Below are 15,183 nucleotides of genomic sequence, written 5' to 3'. Positions count from 1 at the left end.
CAGAAATCCGGTCGCCGCCGCGCTAAACCTTCGCGCCCTTTTTACCGGCGCCGAGCACGCCGGCGCTTTGCGAATCGAGGGGCCAACGCGGGCGCGGGGAGAGGGCCATGTCGTCGACCGGGCCCTGTCGCAACCGTTCGATGCCCGCCCAGGCGATCATGGCGGCATTGTCCGTGCAGAGCGCCATCGGCGGGGCGACGAAACGGGCACCCGCCGCATTGGCGGCATCAAGCAGGCTTTGCCGGATTTCCTGATTGGCGGCGACGCCTCCGGCAACGACGATCACAGGCTCCGTGTCCGGATGCCGCTCCTGGAAAAATTCGAGGGCGGATCTTGTCCGCGCCGCCAGCACGTCGGAGATGGCGCGCTGAAAGGCGGCGCACAAGTCGGCGACGGTCTGCTCGTCGACCGGCTCCAGCTTCTTGGCCTGGGTCCTGAGGGCGGTCTTCAGGCCGGCAAAAGACATGTCGAGACCCGGCCGGTCGAGCAGGGGGCGCGGCAGTCTGAACCTTGTCACGTCGCCCCTTGCCGCCATCTTTTCCACATGCGGTCCGCCCGGATAGGGCAGGCCGAGCAGCTTGGCGGTCTTGTCGAAGGCTTCGCCGATGGCATCGTCGATGGTGGTGCCCAGGCGCTCGTAATCTCCGACGCCGCGCACCAGCAGGAACTGGCTGTGACCGCCGGAGACGAGCAGCAACAGGAAGGGGAAATCAAGGTCGTCGGTCAGGCGGGCGGTCAGCGCATGGCCTTCCAGGTGGTTGACGCCGACGATCGGCTTCCCGGCGGCCATGGCAATCGCCTTGGCGGTCATGAAACCGACGATGACGCCGCCGATCAGACCGGGTCCGGCGGTGGCCGCGACCGCATCGATGTCCTCCCAGGAGCAATCGGCTTCGTGCATCGCCTCGGCGACGATCCTGTCGAGGATCTCGATATGGGCACGGGCGGCGATCTCCGGAACCACGCCGCCGAATTCAGAGTGTTCGTCGATCTGCGAGCGGATGGTGTTGGACAGGATTTGCTTTTGCAGCGGACCGCGCACGACTGCCGCGGCAGTCTCGTCGCAGCTTGTTTCAATGCCCAGAACCGTCAAATCGGTCGCATTGTCTTTTCGATTGACTGAGGTCATTGGTCTTAAAGCGGTGGCCTGTGCTAGGACATCCGAGAAGGCATAAATCGGTGCCCGTCATTTCTGTCGGGCGTAGCATCTGGACGGTGAACCTTGCAATCAATTCCTTTGCGTATAGGCACAAGGGGCAGCGCCCTGGCACTGGCGCAGGCTCATGAAACCCGCGACCGGCTTATGGCGGCCCACACGCTTCCCGAGGACGTTTTCGAGATCGTCGTCATCAAGACGTCCGGGGACCGGATCCAGGACCGGCCCCTGTCGGAAGTTGGCGGCAAGGGGCTGTTCACCAAGGAAATCGAGGAAGCGCTGCTGGACGGGCGGATCGACATCGCCGTTCATTCCTCCAAGGACATGCCGACGGTTCTGCCGACCGGTCTGGCGTTGACGGCTTTTCTGCCGCGCGAGGATGTGCGTGATGCCTTCCTGTCGCCCAAGGCGCAGACGCTGACGGAACTGCCGCGGGGCGCTGTGGTAGGTTCCAGCTCCCTGCGCAGGCAGGCGATGATCAAGCGGCTGCGGCCGGACATCGAGGTCGTGATGTATCGCGGCAACCTGCAGACCCGGCTGCGCAAGCTGGCGGAAGGCGAGGTGGACGCGACGCTTCTGGCGGCCGCGGGCCTGAGACGGCTTGGACTGGAAGGCGAAATCACCAGCCTGCTGGAAGTCGACGATTTCCTGCCGGCGGTGGGCCAGGGAGCGATCTGCATCGAAAGCCGCACAGACGACAGCGACACGCGCACAATGCTCGCGGGGATCCACGATACCGACACACAGGTTCGGCTGGATACGGAACGGGCCTTCCTTGCCGTTCTCGATGGCTCCTGCCGCACGCCTATCGGCGGTCTGGCGACACTGCGGGACGGGATGCTGCATTTCAGGGGCATCGTGCTGAGGCCGGACGGCTCGGAGGCGCATGTGACCTCCGGGAGCGGCGCGCCGGCAAGCGCGGTCGAGATCGGTATTTCCGCCGGCGAGACCCTGAAAGCCTTGATGGGGCCGGGATTTTTCCAGGATCACTGACCATGCGTTTTCTGGTGACCAGGCCTCAGCCCGACTGCAAGCGAAGCGCGGACAAGCTGCGGGCTGCCGGTCACATTGCCGACGAAGCGCCACTTCTTGAATTTAAGGTCATGCCGCCGGAACCACTGGACCTTTCCGGCGTTTCCGCCCTGGCGTTTTCGAGCCGGCGGGCGGTGTCCGTTCTGCGCGGACATCCTCAGCTTGCGGACCTTCTTGGACTTCCCGTTTTCACGGTGGGGGACGCGACGGCTGAAGCCTGCAGGCAGGTGGGGTTTCAAGACGTGCGGTCCGCGGGAGGGGATTTCGCGGCGCTGGGCGCGCTCATTCTTCGCGAGCATGCAGGGCTCGGTCCGGGTGCGGTTTTCTATCCGGCGGCGCAGGACCGGGCGGGAGATCTGGAAGCTCTTCTGAAAGACGGCGGTCTCGCCTGCCGGACGCGTGTCGTCTACCGCATGGAGCCTGTGGAGAAACTGCCGGCCGCCGTTGTGACGGCGCTGACCCGAGCGGCCTATGACGGCGTGCTGGTCTATTCGAGGCGAACGGCGGAGACGCTGCTGTTTCTGCTGAAAAGCTCCGGTCTCGACGCTGTCGTGCCGGGACTGAAGGTCTACGCCATTTCGTCGCAGGCGGGGGAACCGCTTTCAGATATCATGCGTGTGCGTGTTGCGGATGCACCTTGCGAAGCGGCCCTTCTGGATCTCGTATTAGCGGAGTGTTAACCAGATCCGGGGGAGTCCTTCTATTGCGGCGCGGAAAAGTCTTTGCCGCGCCGGTACCGCTTCGCAAAGAGGCGTGTATAGTGAAGGTCTTGGAGCTGACGGTTCCGGGGCCGGGGCAGGTTCGGGAGAAGTGCAGATGACGACGGACAAAAAATCTTCTGGCGGGACATCCTCTTCGGGCGGAAGCGGATCATCGGGCAAACCCGACACAACTTCCGCGTCTTCCGGCGCATCCAAGCGCCCGGTCACAATCGACCTGGAGGCGGAAAAGGTGAGTTCCAAACCGGGGTCGCCGACGTCCGCGGCGTCTTCCAGTGGGGCGTCATCCGCAAGTTCCACGAGTTCTCCGCGGCCGGGAAGCTCTTCCTCGTCTACGGGGACCACATCCGTGCCGCCGTCGGGGTCATCCTCGGCGACCGCGAGACCCGGCTCGACGGGGACGGGCTCAGCAGGAAGCACTCCTGGCCGGACCACAGCCAGTCCGGCAGCAGGCTCCACCAGCAGTTCTTACGGCACCAAACCCGTGTCCTCCGGTTCGTCTTCCACACCGGGCACCTCTTCCACCGCGGCTTCCGCTTCCGGCGCGGCCTCGAAAACGGCATCTTCCGCCAGCACGGCGGCAAGTTCCTCCGGCGCGAGCCGGCCGCCGGCGTCCGGCGCGAGTTCCCGTCCGGCCGGTTCGACAAGCTTTTCCAATCCGCCCGCGGCAGAGGAAAGCGGCGGTATCGGCGCTTTCGGCGTGCTGATCGCGGCGGTCATCGGGGGTATCCTGGTTCTCGGCGGCGGGTTCGGCCTGTATCAGGCCGGGATCGTCAAGCTGTCACCGGAACAGAACCTGCAGGTGACCAACGCGCTTTCTTCGGCGGAGCGCAAGATCGCCGATCTGGAGAGCAAGCTTGCTAAAGTGACCTCGACCGTGAGCGGGCAGGATCCGGCCAAAGCCGTCTCCGCCCTGGAGGCGAAGGTTTCCGATCTTGAAACGAAACTGCAGGGTGCGGTGTCGGCCGCCCCGGCCGATGTCTCTCCGGCCATCGAGGCGCTGAAGAAAGAGGTCGCGGACCTGCGCAGCGGCGCCGCATCGGCGACGGGCGGCTCCAGTGAAGGAACACCGGCCGACCTCGCGCCGCTGGAAACCCGGCTGACGGCCCTGGAAGCGGCCGCGAAAGAGCAGGGCCAGGTGGACCTGAAGCCGCTGGAAACGCGCCTTGCCAAGCTGGAAAGCGATACAAGCTCGACATCTTCGGAAGCGGACAAACTGTCCGGATCGGTCTCCGGCGTGGAAACCGGTCTGAATGAGCTGAAAACCACGCTCGGCGAGATCCAGACGAAGTTGCAGAACACCGAAGCGACGGCAAAGGCGGCGCAGACGGCGGTGTCGACGTCGGATGTGTCGCTGAAAACCCTTGCCGACAGCCAGGCGCGGGCGACCGAAACGCTCTCAAGTCTTGCCGCCGACATCAAATCCGTCGGATCGGCGAACAGTGCCGCGCTGGAAGATGTCCGCGCCGAACTGGACACGATTTCCAAGCGGCTGGCCAAGGTGGAAGCGACGATGGGCGACGCCACGGCGCGCGAAGTGGCCGCGCGGGCGCTGTCGGTCTCCGCGCTCAGGGCAGCCGTCGATTCCGGCAGGCCCTACAAAACCGAACTGGCAGCGGTCAAGGCCGGTCTGCCCGCCGATATGGATTTGAAGGCGCTGGAAAGTTATTCCGAAACCGGCGTTGAGCCGGTCGCCGTCCTGATCGCGCAGTTTCCGGCTGAGGCGCGCAAGATCTATCAGACCTTTGCCGAGCCCGACCGCTCCGCCAACATGCTGGACAGTCTTCTTGCCAGCGCGAAGTCCATCGTGGCGGTTCGCGGTCCGGGGGACGCGGACGGCACCGGGCCGGAAGCCGCGCTGCGGCGCATGGAAAATGCCGTCTCCGGTGGGGACCTGAGTGCCGCGCTGGCGGCCTACAAGACCCTGCCCGAGGCGGGGCAGGCAGCGGCGAGCGAGTGGGCCGCGCGGGCCGAGGCACGGGTCGAGGTGGATGAGTTGACCGACAAGGCCTCACAGGAAGTGCTGAATGCCCTTGCGGCGAAAGACAGTTGACCGGTGGCCGGCTTTGCGGCTGACGGGTTATGAGATGCCGCAGTATCGTGCCCGCGTTCGCCCGAGCGCCGGATACTGCGGACGATATTGGGCCGGCGATGGCCGGCAACCCTTGGGAGCGTACTGAATGATCCGCGTCCTTCTCTTTTTCGCGCTGCTGTTCGCCCTTGCAGTGGGCTTTGCCTGGCTGTCGGACGTGCCGGGCATGATCTCGATCAGCTGGAACGGCTATGTCTGGGAACAGCCGCCGGCGGTGTTCGCCGTTGTCGCCGGTGTCCTGCTGGCGATTTTCCTCGCGGTTGTCTGGGTCATCCGCGTGATCCTGAAATCCCCGCATATCGCCAGCCGGTTTTTTCAGCGCCGCCGCAAGGACAAGGGCTACCAGGCCTTGTCACAGGGTCTGATCGCGCTTGGAACCGGTAATTCCAAACAGGCACGCCGCTACGCTCTGGAGGCGGACCGGCTGCTGAGCGAAGAACCCGCCGCGAAGCTGCTCCTTGCGCAGACGGCGCAGCTTGCCGGCAAGGACGACGAGGCGCGCGGCCGTTTCGAGGCGATGCTGGAAGATCCGCAGACAAAGGCTCTGGGCCTGCACGGTCTCTTTGTGGAAGCCGAACGCCACCGCGAACCCGTTGCCGCCCGTCATTACGCAGAGGAAGCGGCGAAAACCTCGCCTGGCCTGGAATGGGCCGGCAAGGCGGTGCTCGGCTATCAGGCCGTGGCCCATCACTGGGACGAGGCGCTCAAGACGCTTGAGCGCAACTACGCCGCCAAGATGATCGACAAGAAAACCTATCGCCGTCAGCGTGCCGTCATCCTGACCGCCCTTGCGCAAAAGCTGGAGGGCGGCGAGCCGGAACGGGCCTATTCGCTCGCCAAGGAAGCGCACGGCCTGGCGCTGGATCTCGTGCCGGCGGCCGTCTTGACCTCGCGCCTTGCGACGCGCCGCGGCGATATCCGCAAGGCGTCGAAGGTGCTGGAGACGACCTGGCGGCTTTTCCCGCATCCCGAGCTTGCGGATACCTATGCCCATGTACGCACCGGGGACACCGCCGTCGACCGGCTGAAACGGGTCAAATCCCTGTCGGCGCAACGTGCCAACACGGGGGAAGGTGCCTTGGCGGTCGCCCAGGCGGCCCTGGAAGCGCGGGAATTCGAGGAAGCCCGGGCGCAATTGAAAAAGGTTCTGCAGTCCGAGCCGTCCCGCAAGGCTTTCCTGCTGATGGCGGAAGTGGAAGAGGCCGAACATGGCGACAGGGGCCGGATGCGCGACTGGCTCGCGCGGGCGATCAAGGCGCCTCTCGACAAGGTGTGGATGGCCGACGGGATCGTGTCCGCCGAATGGCAGGCGGTCTCCCCGGTCACCGGCAAGCTGGACGCTTTCAAGTGGGTGATGCCCGGCGGCCTGTCTGACGAAGAGGGCGACCTGCTGGAAGACAGCGTGTTCGAGGCGCCGGTACTTCCGGCCGCGGCTGTCGCGGCAGCTGCAGTCGGAACGCCCGAAGCCAAGGTGGATAAACCCGGCGAAGACCCGGAAACGGTGGATCTGACGCCTGAGCCGGTCTCCCCGAAGCCCGTTACTTCGAAGCCAGACACCCCCAAGCCAGGTTCAAAGGAACCGGAAGGGCAGCAGGAAGCCGGAGCTTCGCCGATGGCCAAGGCCGAGCCGGAGAAGGACAGCATGCAAGGCCATGAGGGGACCACGGACGACGTCGGGCTTACCCCGCCGCTGAGCGATCTGCCGGAGGCACCGCAGTCCGCGGAAAAGGCGGTAGAACCCGAAAAATCCGAACCGCTCAAACCGGCCGAACCAGCCAAACCGGAAAGCGCGCCACAGGCCGACGCGTCCGCCAAGGCGGTCCCAGTCGAGGAAAAACCGGTGGTGACATCCGGCAAGGGCGCGCAAAGCGAGAGCACGCCGGTGGAAAAGAACCCGAAGCCCGGCAAGGAGGAACTGAACGGCCCGATCGAGTTCGCCCTGACCCGCATGCCGGACGATCCGGGGCCGGATGACGACGACGAGGAAACCGCGGCAAAGAAGCCGCGGCCCAGGTTCTTCAACTAGGGTTGTGACTCCAGGGGGAGGTGACCGCGGGTCTTGCCGCGCTCCGATCAGCATGGCCCCAATTGGCACGTGCAGGCGGCCGAGACAGGGAAGATGCCATATCCTTCGCGGAACTTGCCGTTAGCCTCTTGCATCCGGGGCCAAGCTCCGGTAATTAGCGGCGCACCCGGCAGGCACCGGGGATGCGCGCCGTATCGCGCCTTGCTTGTTCTTCAAGCAGATCGCCGCTTTAGCTCAGGTGGTAGAGCACATCATTCGTAATGATGGGGTCGCAGGTTCGAGTCCTGCAAGCGGCACCATTCCTGCTCGCGCTACCGCCCTTCGGGCTACTTGAGCGCTGATCTTGTTCAGGTTCGTCCGCTCACCCGCCCCTGGTTGGGCTATCGCCGTGCGGGCTGCATGAACAACGGTTTCGGGAAAATCCTTCAATTCGCGGTTCTCCTGACACTTTTTACACTGCGTTTTTACGATCCGTATTTTCCGGATGGTTACTTTGATTTTGGATTGCCGAAACGTCTGCTTGATTTAAAGCCGCCAAGTTGATTCAATGAAAGAATCAGCAAGTCTTCCTCGTTTCAAGAATGTTCCGCTGTTTGAATGCATGGAGAGCGGTGTGGGCAAAACGGCAAAACTTGAATTTATCCGGCGGCTCGTTCCGCTGAGCCTTGGTGTGCTTGCCATCATCGGCGGATTTTTCTTCATGTCGGTGCTGAGCAGCCTCCTGTGTCTGGTGGCCGCCGCCGGTATTTACGCCGCCCTGCCGCGGCCAAACGCCCCTTCCGGGGCGATCCGGCCGGTGTCCCGGCCGCCGGTGCTCATCCTGGATCTCATCGGCTTCGCGCTCGGCATCCCGCTGTTTTCACTCGCCTTCATCGGCATGGGGCTTGCCACCGGCGGGCTCGCGCTCCTTGCCCTCTTTTGCCTCGCACCCGCGTCCGCTTCGCTGGTTTTCTTCACTGCCGCCGTGCGTCAGCAAACCTCCTGGGTGCGGTTTTTCGGCAATGGCTTTGAATTTACCCAGTTAGGCCTGCGGGTCCGTGTCCTCTATGAGGAGCTTTCCAGGATGGAAGTCAGGCTCTGGGAGGCTCCCGGCCTGGTGGCCTGGTTTCAGGCGACCATCGGCTCCAGCGGTCCGCGCTCAGCGGTGCTTCTGAATGGCGAGCAAAGCACCAAGACGCTTGTCTTCAGGCGCCGGGACGGCGTCCGCTTCACGATTTCCTCCGAACTTGTCCCCGACCTCCAGCGCATCCTGATCGGCATCGACCGCGCGGGCATGGACCTGCCGGACGGGATCAGCGAATTGCAGCGCAGGAAAATCCGTCAGCGCCGCGAGCGCATGTATGGCGGGGAGGTGGACCTGCCACAGCCGTCAGAGCAGAAGAATGTCGCGCGCATCGCGGCCCTGATCGAGCACGCGAGACGCACCGCCGGGCAATGAGGCGGACGATTTTCGGCATGCTGAATCTTCTGTTATCGGAAAATGTGAACTCTATCAAAGCCGGGTCAGGCCCTTTCCGTGGATGGGCCGCTTGTCCGGAGTTTGCCGCCCATGCTTCGAGACGGGCCGTTGGCCCTCCTCAGCATGAGGATTGGGGGAGGAAACTCCTGAACGTGGTCGCTACACAGCCCTGCCGCTGACGCGTCGATCCGGACGACAAGCAGGAGCAGCTTGAAAAAGCGGACAGCGCTGTCTGGAAGATTGAGGTTCTGACGGTGGGGGCGCTCTGAAACAACGGGTTCCCCTGACGCTCTATTGCGATGCCCAGTCCGGGTTGCGTTTTTCCAGGAATGCCGAAATGCCTTCCCTTGCCTCCTGGGTCTCCCAGGTGTCGGCGAGGCGGCGGATGGTGTCTTCGATGATCTCGTCGGTGATGGCCGGGCCGAGGGATCTGGCGAGGGCCTTGGAGGCAGCGACGGCCGCAGGGGCGGCGGAAAGATACGGACTGACTTCCTGTTCGACGGCGTCGTCGAGCCCGTCCGGCGAGACGACACTGGAAGCAAGATCGAGGTCCCTGGCCTCCTGCGCGCCGAATATCCTGGCGGACATGAACACCCGCCGCGCCTTGCCTTCACCCATGCGCGCAAGTACATAGGGGCTGATCGTTGCCGGGATCAGGCCGAGGCGAACTTCCGTCAGGCCGAATTTGGCGCTGTCCACGCAAATAACGGTGTCGCAGACACTCATCATGCCGATGCCGCCGCCGAAGGCCTGACCCTGGACACGGCCGATCAGCGGTTTGGGCAATTCGTTCAGGGCCTTCACCATCATGGCCAGTTTGCGCGCCTCGGACATGCGCGTCTCGCGGCCGGCTTCGAACTGGTCCCGCATCCAGCCGAGATCGCCACCGGCGCAGAAGCTTTTCCCGGCGCCGGTCAGAACCACGGCGCGAACCGATGCGGCGGCGGCGAGGTCGTTCGCCGCCGACGTCAGTTCGCCGATCATCAGGGCTGACAGGGAATTGTGTTTTTCCGGCCGGTTTAGCGTGAGTGTCGCGACGCCGCGCGGGTCGACCGACAGGGAGATGGTCTCATAAGTCACGCGTCCACGCTCCGCAGGCTTTTCGCGAAAGCGGCGACCTCCCCAAGAGCCTCGCGGTCGATGCCGGTTTCAAATCCCTTGTCCGCCATCAGGCCGAGAACGGCTTCCGTGGCGACATTTCCCTTGGCGCCTGGCGCATAGGGACAACCGCCCAGGCCGCCAACAGCGCTGTCGAAGGTGCGCAGGCCCTTTTCCAGGCTGACCGCGATATTCTCCAGCGCCCGGCCCTTGGTGTCGTGATAGTGGCCGGCCAGCCTGGTGGCGGGCACGGCCTCCAGCACCGCGTCCAGCATGGCGGCGACAGTCTCCGGCGTGCCTGTTCCGACGGTGTCGCCCAGGGAGATCTCGTAGCAGCCGAGATCCAGGAGAAGCCTTGCGACTTCCGCAACCTTCTCCGGCGGGGTCGGTCCGTCATAGGGACAATCGGTTACGCAGGAGACATAGCCGCGGACAGGGATATCGTCCTCGCGGGCTTTTTCCAGAAGCGGGCGGAAGCGTTCGATGCTCTCGGCAATCGAACAATTGATGTTCTTTTTCGAAAACCCTTCAGACGCCGAACCGAAGATCGCCACCTCATCCGCCGAAGCCTTGCGGGCCGCGGTGAAGCCTTTGACGTTTGGCGTGAGCGCCGCATAACTGATGGCGGGATGCCGGTAGATGCCTTCCATCACTTCCTGCGCGTCCGCCATCTGCGGCACCCATTTGGGGCTGACGAAACTGGTCACTTCGATCTTGCGGAAGCCGCAGTTCGACAGCCGGTCCACCAGCTCGATTTTCCGCGCTGTCGGCACGAACTCTTTTTCGTTCTGCAGGCCGTCGCGAGGACCCATCTCGAATATGGTGACAAAGTCGGACATTTTTCTGCTCACTGGGGTTTCGGGAATGTGGCGGGAGTACACACATTCGTCTTTCCGGACAAGTAAGGCGAAGCCGAATGCAGATCCGCAATCCAGATATCCTTCGCGCTGAAAGCGCGGCCAATTCCCGGGCTTGTTCCTGGGCCTGTTCCTGGGCTTGATGCGTGTTCGCCGCGCTCACACCGATGTCGGGAATGACGGGGCGGAGAGAGGCCGATCATTGTTCACGCTCCGCGCGGGCCCTGAGGTCGCGGCGGATGACCTTGCCCGTCGTGGTCAAGGGCAGGGTGTCGACGAAGTCGATCTCGCGCGGATATTCATGGGCGGCGAGACGGGTCTTGACGAAGGCTGCGATCTCCTCGGCGAGCTCGTCCGACGGCTCGATGCCGCCTTTCAGCACCACATAGGCCTTCACGATCTCCGTGCGCCGCGCGTCCGGCTTGCCGACCACGCCGGCCATCGCCACGGCCGGATGTCTGATCAGGCAGTCCTCGATCTCGCCCGGGCCGATGCGGTAGCCGGAAGAGGTGATGACATCGTCGTCGCGGCCGATGAAGCGGATCCAGCCGTCTTCGTCGCGCAGGCCGGTGTCGCCGGTCAAAAGCCAGTCGCCGGCGAATTTCCTTTCCGTTGCCTGGCTATTGTTCCAGTAGCCGAGAAACATCACCGGGTCGGGACGGCTGACGGCGATGTTGCCGTGCGTTCCCTCGGCCAGTTCCTCACCGGCATCGCTGACGATGCTGACCCTGTGTCCGGGAACCGGTTTGCCCATGACGCCCGGCCGGGCTTCCATGAGCCTTGAGCAACTGGAGACCACCATATTGCATTCGGTCTGGCCGTAGAACTCGTTGATGGTCAGGCCGAAGGTCTTGCGGCCCCAGTCGATCAATTCTTCGCCGAGCGTTTCGCCGCCCGAGGCGACGGAGCGCAGGTTCAGTTCCCAGCGCTGTTCGGGATCGGCTATCTGGCGCATCATCTTGAGAGCGGTGGGCGGCAGGAAGGTGTTGCGGATCTTCTGGTCCTGAAGCAGCCGGAAGGCGGCTTCGGAAGTGAACTTCCTGAACCTGCAGGCGACCACCGGAACGCCCAGATAGAGCGCGGGCATGAGCACATCCAGAAGGCCGCCGATCCAGGCCCAGTCGGCGGGCGTCCAGATCCGGTCGCCCTTTTGGCCGAGAAAATCGTGGCTCATTTCCACTCCGGGCAGGTGGCCGAGCAGCACCCGGTGGCCGTGAAGGGCGCCCTTGGGCTGGCCGGTGGTTCCGGAGGTGTAGATGATGATTGCCGGGTCGTCCGGGCCCGTGTCGAATGGCTTGAAGGTTTCCTCGTGGCCGGCCATGTGCGCGGCAAGGTCCTCCGCGCCCGGGCATTCGCCATCGGCGCAGAATATCGTCGTCAGGGCGGGAAGACGGCTTCTGATCTTTTCGAGTTTTTCAGCGCCGCTGAAATCCGTTATGACCGCTTTCGCTCCGGAATCGTTCAGCCGGTATTCCAGCGCTTCCTCGCCGAACAGGGTGAAGAGCGGAATGGTGATCGCGCCGAGCTTCAGCGCGGCGATATGGGCAAAGGCGGTCTCCGGTCTTTGCGGCATGAGGACGCCTACCCGGTCACCGGGCCGGACGCCCCGGGCGGCCAGAAGATTGGCGAGCCGGTTCGACAGCCGTTTCAGGTCGCCATAGGAATAGTTGACCGTGTCACCGTCCTCCTGCGCATAGACAAGCGCTTCGCGGCCCGGGTCGCGTTCGGCCCAGGCGTCGCAGATGGCGACACCGATATTGAACCTTGCCGGGATATCCCAGGCAAAGTCCCGCACGAGGTCCTCGTAGCTCCGGCACTCAGGCGGCAGCATCGCCGGCCTCCTCCGCAAGAGCGAGAAGAATGGTGCCATCGGTGACCTGCTCGCCTTCCGATACCAGAACCTCGCCGATCACCCCGTCGCGGGGTGCCTTCAGCGTGTGTTCCATCTTCATGGCTTCCAGGATCAACAGCGGCTGGTCCTTCTTGACCGTGTCGCCCGTCCTGGCCGTGAGCACCTTGACGAGGCCGGGCATCGGCGCGATGAGCTGGTCTCCGGCCGCGGCGGCGTCTTCATTGGCGCTGAGCGCATCCGGCAGTCCGATGGTGAAGGCATGGCCGTTCAGGAAGACGGTCAGTCCCTTCTGGCCCTCGACGACGACCGTACGGGCCCGGTGGCCCTGACATTCATAGAGGCAGGCGCCGTCCGCCGCGCTGACCAGGACATATTCGCGGATACCGTTTTCAAGGTGAACCGCGAAGCGGCGCGGCGCGAGCGCATGGACTTCCACATCCCGCTTTTCGCCGGCGATCTCCAGCAGTGCGAATTGCCGCGAGGCGCTCCAGATCCGCCATCCGGCCAGGGTCCCGAACGGGTCGGTCCCCGTCACGGGCCTGGTGAGGCCAAGGGCGGTGAGCGCGGCCATTGCAATGGCATCGTCGGGAACCTCCGGCTCGGCAATGAGGCTGGCCAGATTACGGTCGATCAGGCCGGTATCGACGTCGCCGCCGGCAAAGCCCTCGTGGCGGCAGAGAGCGGCGAGGAAGGCCGCGTTGGTGACGCAGCCGGCCACTTCCGTTTTTTCAAGGCTGGCGAGCAGCTTGCCGAGCGCGGCCTCACGGGTGGGGCCGTGCACGATCACCTTGGCGATCATCGGGTCGTAATAGGGGGTGATATCATCACCGGCCCGCACGCCGCTGTCGACCCTGGCGGTGCTCTCGGGAAGCACAAGATGCTCCAGTGTGCCGATGGCGGGCAGAAAGCCTTTCGGCGCGTCCTCTGCATAAAGGCGGGCCTCGAAGGCCCAGCCGTCAAAGGACAATTCTTCCTGGGTCTTCGGCAGGGCTTCGCCGGAGGCGACCCGGAGCTGCCATTCGACCAGATCCTCGCCGGTGATCATCTCGGTGACGGGATGCTCCACCTGCAGGCGGGTGTTCATTTCCATGAAATAGAAGCGGTCGGCCCTCAGGCCCTCGGAGACATCGGCGATGAACTCGATGGTGCCCGCGCCGCAATAGTCGATCGTTCTTGCCGCTTTTACGGCGGCTTCCCCCATGGCGAGGCGCATGTCTTCCGGCATGCCGGGGGCCGGAGCTTCCTCGATCACCTTCTGGTGGCGGCGCTGCAGCGAGCAGTCGCGCTCGAACAGATGCACCGCGTTGCCGTGGCTGTCGCCAAAGACCTGGACTTCGATATGGCGCGGCATGGTGAGATATTTCTCGATGAGCACGCGTCCATCGCCGAAGCTCGCCTCGCCCTCGCGCTTAGCGCCCCTGAGGGCCTCGACGAAATCCTTCTGGTCATCGACACGGCGCATTCCCTTGCCGCCGCCGCCGGCGCGCGCCTTGATCAGCACGGGATAGCCGATCCGGCCAGCCTGGAGTTTGAGAAAGTCCGCGTCCTGATTGTCGCCGTGATAGCCCGGCACCACCGGAACGCCGGCTTTCTGCATCAGGGTCTTGGCGGCATCCTTCAGGCCCATCGCACGGATGGAAAAGGCGCTGGGGCCGATGAAGGCGATACCGGCGTTTTCCAGCGCATCGACGAAATCCGGGTTTTCCGACAGGAAGCCGTAGCCCGGATGAACGGCCTGCGCACCGCTGCGCCGGCAGGCCTCGATGATCCTGTCGCTCTTCAGGTAGCTCTCACCGGCGGGCGCGGGGCCGATGCGGTAGGCCTCGTCGGCCATGGCGACATGCTTTGCTCCGGCGTCGGCGTCGGAATAGACGGCCACCGTGCCGATGCCGAGTTTTTTCGCGGTCGCCATGACCCGGCAGGCGATTTCGCCACGGTTGGCGATGAGGATCTTGTTGAACATCAGTTGTCCGCCCTCCCGAGCGCGTCGGCTTCGAAGCTGGTAACGTTGCCGCCATGGGGTTTTGTCAGGGACATGGGCTCACATCCCTTTCCTGACGGCCTTTCCTGCCGGTTGCCTTCAGAAAGGCCTGGACATGAAATGCGATCGCTTCGGGCGCATCTTCCTGCATCAGGTGGCCGGCGCCGGAAACCGGAATGAATTCGGATCCCGGAATCATGGCGTGCAATTCGCGTCCGCGCTCGATCGGGATCCATTCATCGTCTTCTCCCCAAAGGATCCGCACCGGGCAGCGGATCCGGGCATAAAGATCCTGAACCTCGTCTGTATAGCGCTGGTCCATTTGCGCGATCTGCCGGTAGAATGCGGCCTGTTTCTCCTCGCCGAGCCATTGATCCGCGTAAGGGGCGAGCGTCTCCCGGGTCGCCTTGCGCTTCATGGCCGACTGAAGATAAGCGGGCAGGATGGCCTCGTGCATGTAGCCCGGCATTCCGGCAAAGGCGGCTTCGTGATGTTTCACATGTTGCACCAGCGGCGACCCCCAGGGCCGGACAGCGACAGGATCGATCAGTGTCAGGCTGTTGTAGTCAATGCCGTCGATCAGATGGGCACGCAGCGCCGTTGCCCCTCCGAAATCGTGAGCGACGATGTCCGGTAGCGTCAGGTTCCAGTGGTCGGCCAGGGCCGCGAACAACCGGTTCTGAACGCCAAGGGAGACGTCGCCGGCGGGCCGGTCGGAGTTGCCGTAGCCGAGCATGTCGAAAAAGTAGACCTTGCGTTCGGTGGCCAGCAAGGGCGCCAACCGGGCCCATTCGCAAGACCAGAAGGGCGTGCCGTGCATGAGCACCACAGGTGCTCCCTCGCCGAGGCTGCCCCAGCGAATCGTGTGGCCCTGAAAATCGAACGTTTCGGGTGTCAGCCAGTTTGTCATC

Annotated in this window: 13 protein-coding genes and 1 tRNA gene; 7 read left to right on the top strand and 7 right to left on the bottom strand. The window is 64.0% G+C overall.

The annotated features are described in order from the left end of the window. Positions 1-22 precede the first annotated feature (22 nt). Positions 23-1,093: a tRNA (adenosine(37)-N6)-threonylcarbamoyltransferase complex transferase subunit TsaD gene (gene tsaD / locus CLV41_RS14780; RefSeq protein ID WP_103223188.1), complete on the bottom strand. Its 1,071-nt coding sequence runs from the start codon at positions 1,091-1,093 to the stop codon at positions 23-25. Between the two features lie 129 nt (positions 1,094-1,222). Between tsaD and hemC the strand changes: the two genes are divergently transcribed. After that, the gene (gene hemC / locus CLV41_RS14775; RefSeq protein WP_103223187.1) at positions 1,223-2,149 is read left to right on the top strand and encodes a hydroxymethylbilane synthase; all 927 of its coding nucleotides are present in this window, start codon (positions 1,223-1,225) and stop codon (positions 2,147-2,149) included. A 2-nt stretch (positions 2,150-2,151) separates the two neighbouring features. Beyond that, positions 2,152-2,868 carry a uroporphyrinogen-III synthase gene (locus tag CLV41_RS14770; RefSeq protein ID WP_103223186.1) on the top strand — a complete coding sequence of 239 codons (717 nt, stop codon included), beginning with the start codon at positions 2,152-2,154 and terminating at the stop codon, positions 2,866-2,868. Between the two features lie 507 nt (positions 2,869-3,375). Here CLV41_RS14770 and CLV41_RS14760 read toward each other — a convergent pair. Further along, a complete protein-coding gene (locus CLV41_RS14760; RefSeq protein ID WP_103223184.1) occupies positions 3,376-3,627 on the bottom strand; it encodes a hypothetical protein in 252 nt (83 codons plus the stop codon). Here CLV41_RS14760 and CLV41_RS14755 point away from each other — a divergent pair. The 5 genes from CLV41_RS14755 (at position 3,608) to CLV41_RS14740 (ending at position 8,463) form a co-directional block, all read left to right on the top strand. Further along, a complete protein-coding gene (locus CLV41_RS14755; protein WP_208987523.1) occupies positions 3,608-4,960 on the top strand; it encodes a COG4223 family protein in 1,353 nt (450 codons plus the stop codon). The two genes, CLV41_RS14760 and CLV41_RS14755, sit on opposite strands and share 20 nt — an antisense overlap. A gap of 127 nt (positions 4,961-5,087) precedes the next feature. Continuing rightward, on the top strand, positions 5,088-7,025 hold the full coding sequence (locus CLV41_RS14750; protein WP_103223183.1) for a heme biosynthesis protein HemY: 1,938 nt from the start codon (positions 5,088-5,090) through the stop codon (positions 7,023-7,025). Positions 7,026-7,248: 223 nt separating this feature from the next. Further along, positions 7,249-7,324 (top strand) — tRNA-Thr (locus CLV41_RS14745). 31 nt (positions 7,325-7,355) lie between these two features. Then, positions 7,356-7,568 carry a hypothetical protein gene (locus CLV41_RS27975; RefSeq protein ID WP_146048568.1) on the top strand — a complete coding sequence of 71 codons (213 nt, stop codon included), beginning with the start codon at positions 7,356-7,358 and terminating at the stop codon, positions 7,566-7,568. 70 nt (positions 7,569-7,638) lie between these two features. Then, the gene (locus CLV41_RS14740; RefSeq protein ID WP_208987522.1) at positions 7,639-8,463 is read left to right on the top strand and encodes a hypothetical protein; all 825 of its coding nucleotides are present in this window, start codon (positions 7,639-7,641) and stop codon (positions 8,461-8,463) included. Positions 8,464-8,775: 312 nt separating this feature from the next. On the opposite strand, the gene CLV41_RS14735 is transcribed toward CLV41_RS14740, so the two are convergent. The 5 genes from CLV41_RS14735 to CLV41_RS14715 form a co-directional block, all read right to left on the bottom strand. Further along, positions 8,776-9,564 (bottom strand): crotonase/enoyl-CoA hydratase family protein, encoded by a 789-nt coding sequence (locus CLV41_RS14735; protein WP_103223182.1) that lies wholly within the window; start codon positions 9,562-9,564, stop codon positions 8,776-8,778. Beyond that, positions 9,561-10,421: a hydroxymethylglutaryl-CoA lyase gene (locus CLV41_RS14730; RefSeq protein WP_103223181.1), complete on the bottom strand. Its 861-nt coding sequence runs from the start codon at positions 10,419-10,421 to the stop codon at positions 9,561-9,563. Before CLV41_RS14730 ends, CLV41_RS14735 begins: the two co-directional genes overlap by 4 nt. A 217-nt stretch (positions 10,422-10,638) precedes the next feature. After that, positions 10,639-12,270: an acyl-CoA synthetase gene (locus CLV41_RS14725; protein WP_103223180.1), complete on the bottom strand. Its 1,632-nt coding sequence runs from the start codon at positions 12,268-12,270 to the stop codon at positions 10,639-10,641. After that, entirely contained in the window at positions 12,257-14,254 is a 1,998-nt protein-coding gene (locus tag CLV41_RS14720; protein WP_103223179.1) for an acetyl-CoA carboxylase biotin carboxylase subunit, read from the bottom strand. The genes CLV41_RS14725 and CLV41_RS14720 overlap by 14 nt, the downstream gene beginning before the upstream one ends. Before the next feature lie 64 nt (positions 14,255-14,318). Continuing rightward, entirely contained in the window at positions 14,319-15,182 is an 864-nt protein-coding gene (locus CLV41_RS14715; protein ID WP_103223178.1) for an alpha/beta fold hydrolase, read from the bottom strand. Position 15,183: the final 1 nt, after the last annotated feature.

This window comes from Roseibium marinum, assembly GCF_002906165.1.
GTDB classification, from domain to species: Bacteria; Pseudomonadota; Alphaproteobacteria; order Rhizobiales; family Stappiaceae; genus Roseibium; species Roseibium marinum.
This window is presented reverse-complemented; position numbering and strand designations above follow the sequence as displayed.

What these genes read in the sequence shown, in the direction of transcription:
- CLV41_RS14715 (WP_103223178.1), bottom strand. Translation starts at nt 15,182, where the DNA reads ATGACAAACTGGCTGACACCCGAAACGTTCGATTTTCAGGGCCACACG.
- CLV41_RS14725 (WP_103223180.1), bottom strand. Translation starts at nt 12,270, where the DNA reads ATGCTGCCGCCTGAGTGCCGGAGCTACGAGGACCTCGTGCGGGACTTT.
- CLV41_RS14750 (WP_103223183.1), top strand. Translation starts at nt 5,088, where the DNA reads ATGATCCGCGTCCTTCTCTTTTTCGCGCTGCTGTTCGCCCTTGCAGTG.
- CLV41_RS14730 (WP_103223181.1), bottom strand. Translation starts at nt 10,421, where the DNA reads ATGTCCGACTTTGTCACCATATTCGAGATGGGTCCTCGCGACGGCCTG.
- CLV41_RS14720 (WP_103223179.1), bottom strand. Translation starts at nt 14,254, where the DNA reads ATGTTCAACAAGATCCTCATCGCCAACCGTGGCGAAATCGCCTGCCGG.
- CLV41_RS14770 (WP_103223186.1), top strand. Translation starts at nt 2,152, where the DNA reads ATGCGTTTTCTGGTGACCAGGCCTCAGCCCGACTGCAAGCGAAGCGCG.
- CLV41_RS14760 (WP_103223184.1), bottom strand. Translation starts at nt 3,627, where the DNA reads ATGACCGCCGCGATCAGCACGCCGAAAGCGCCGATACCGCCGCTTTCC.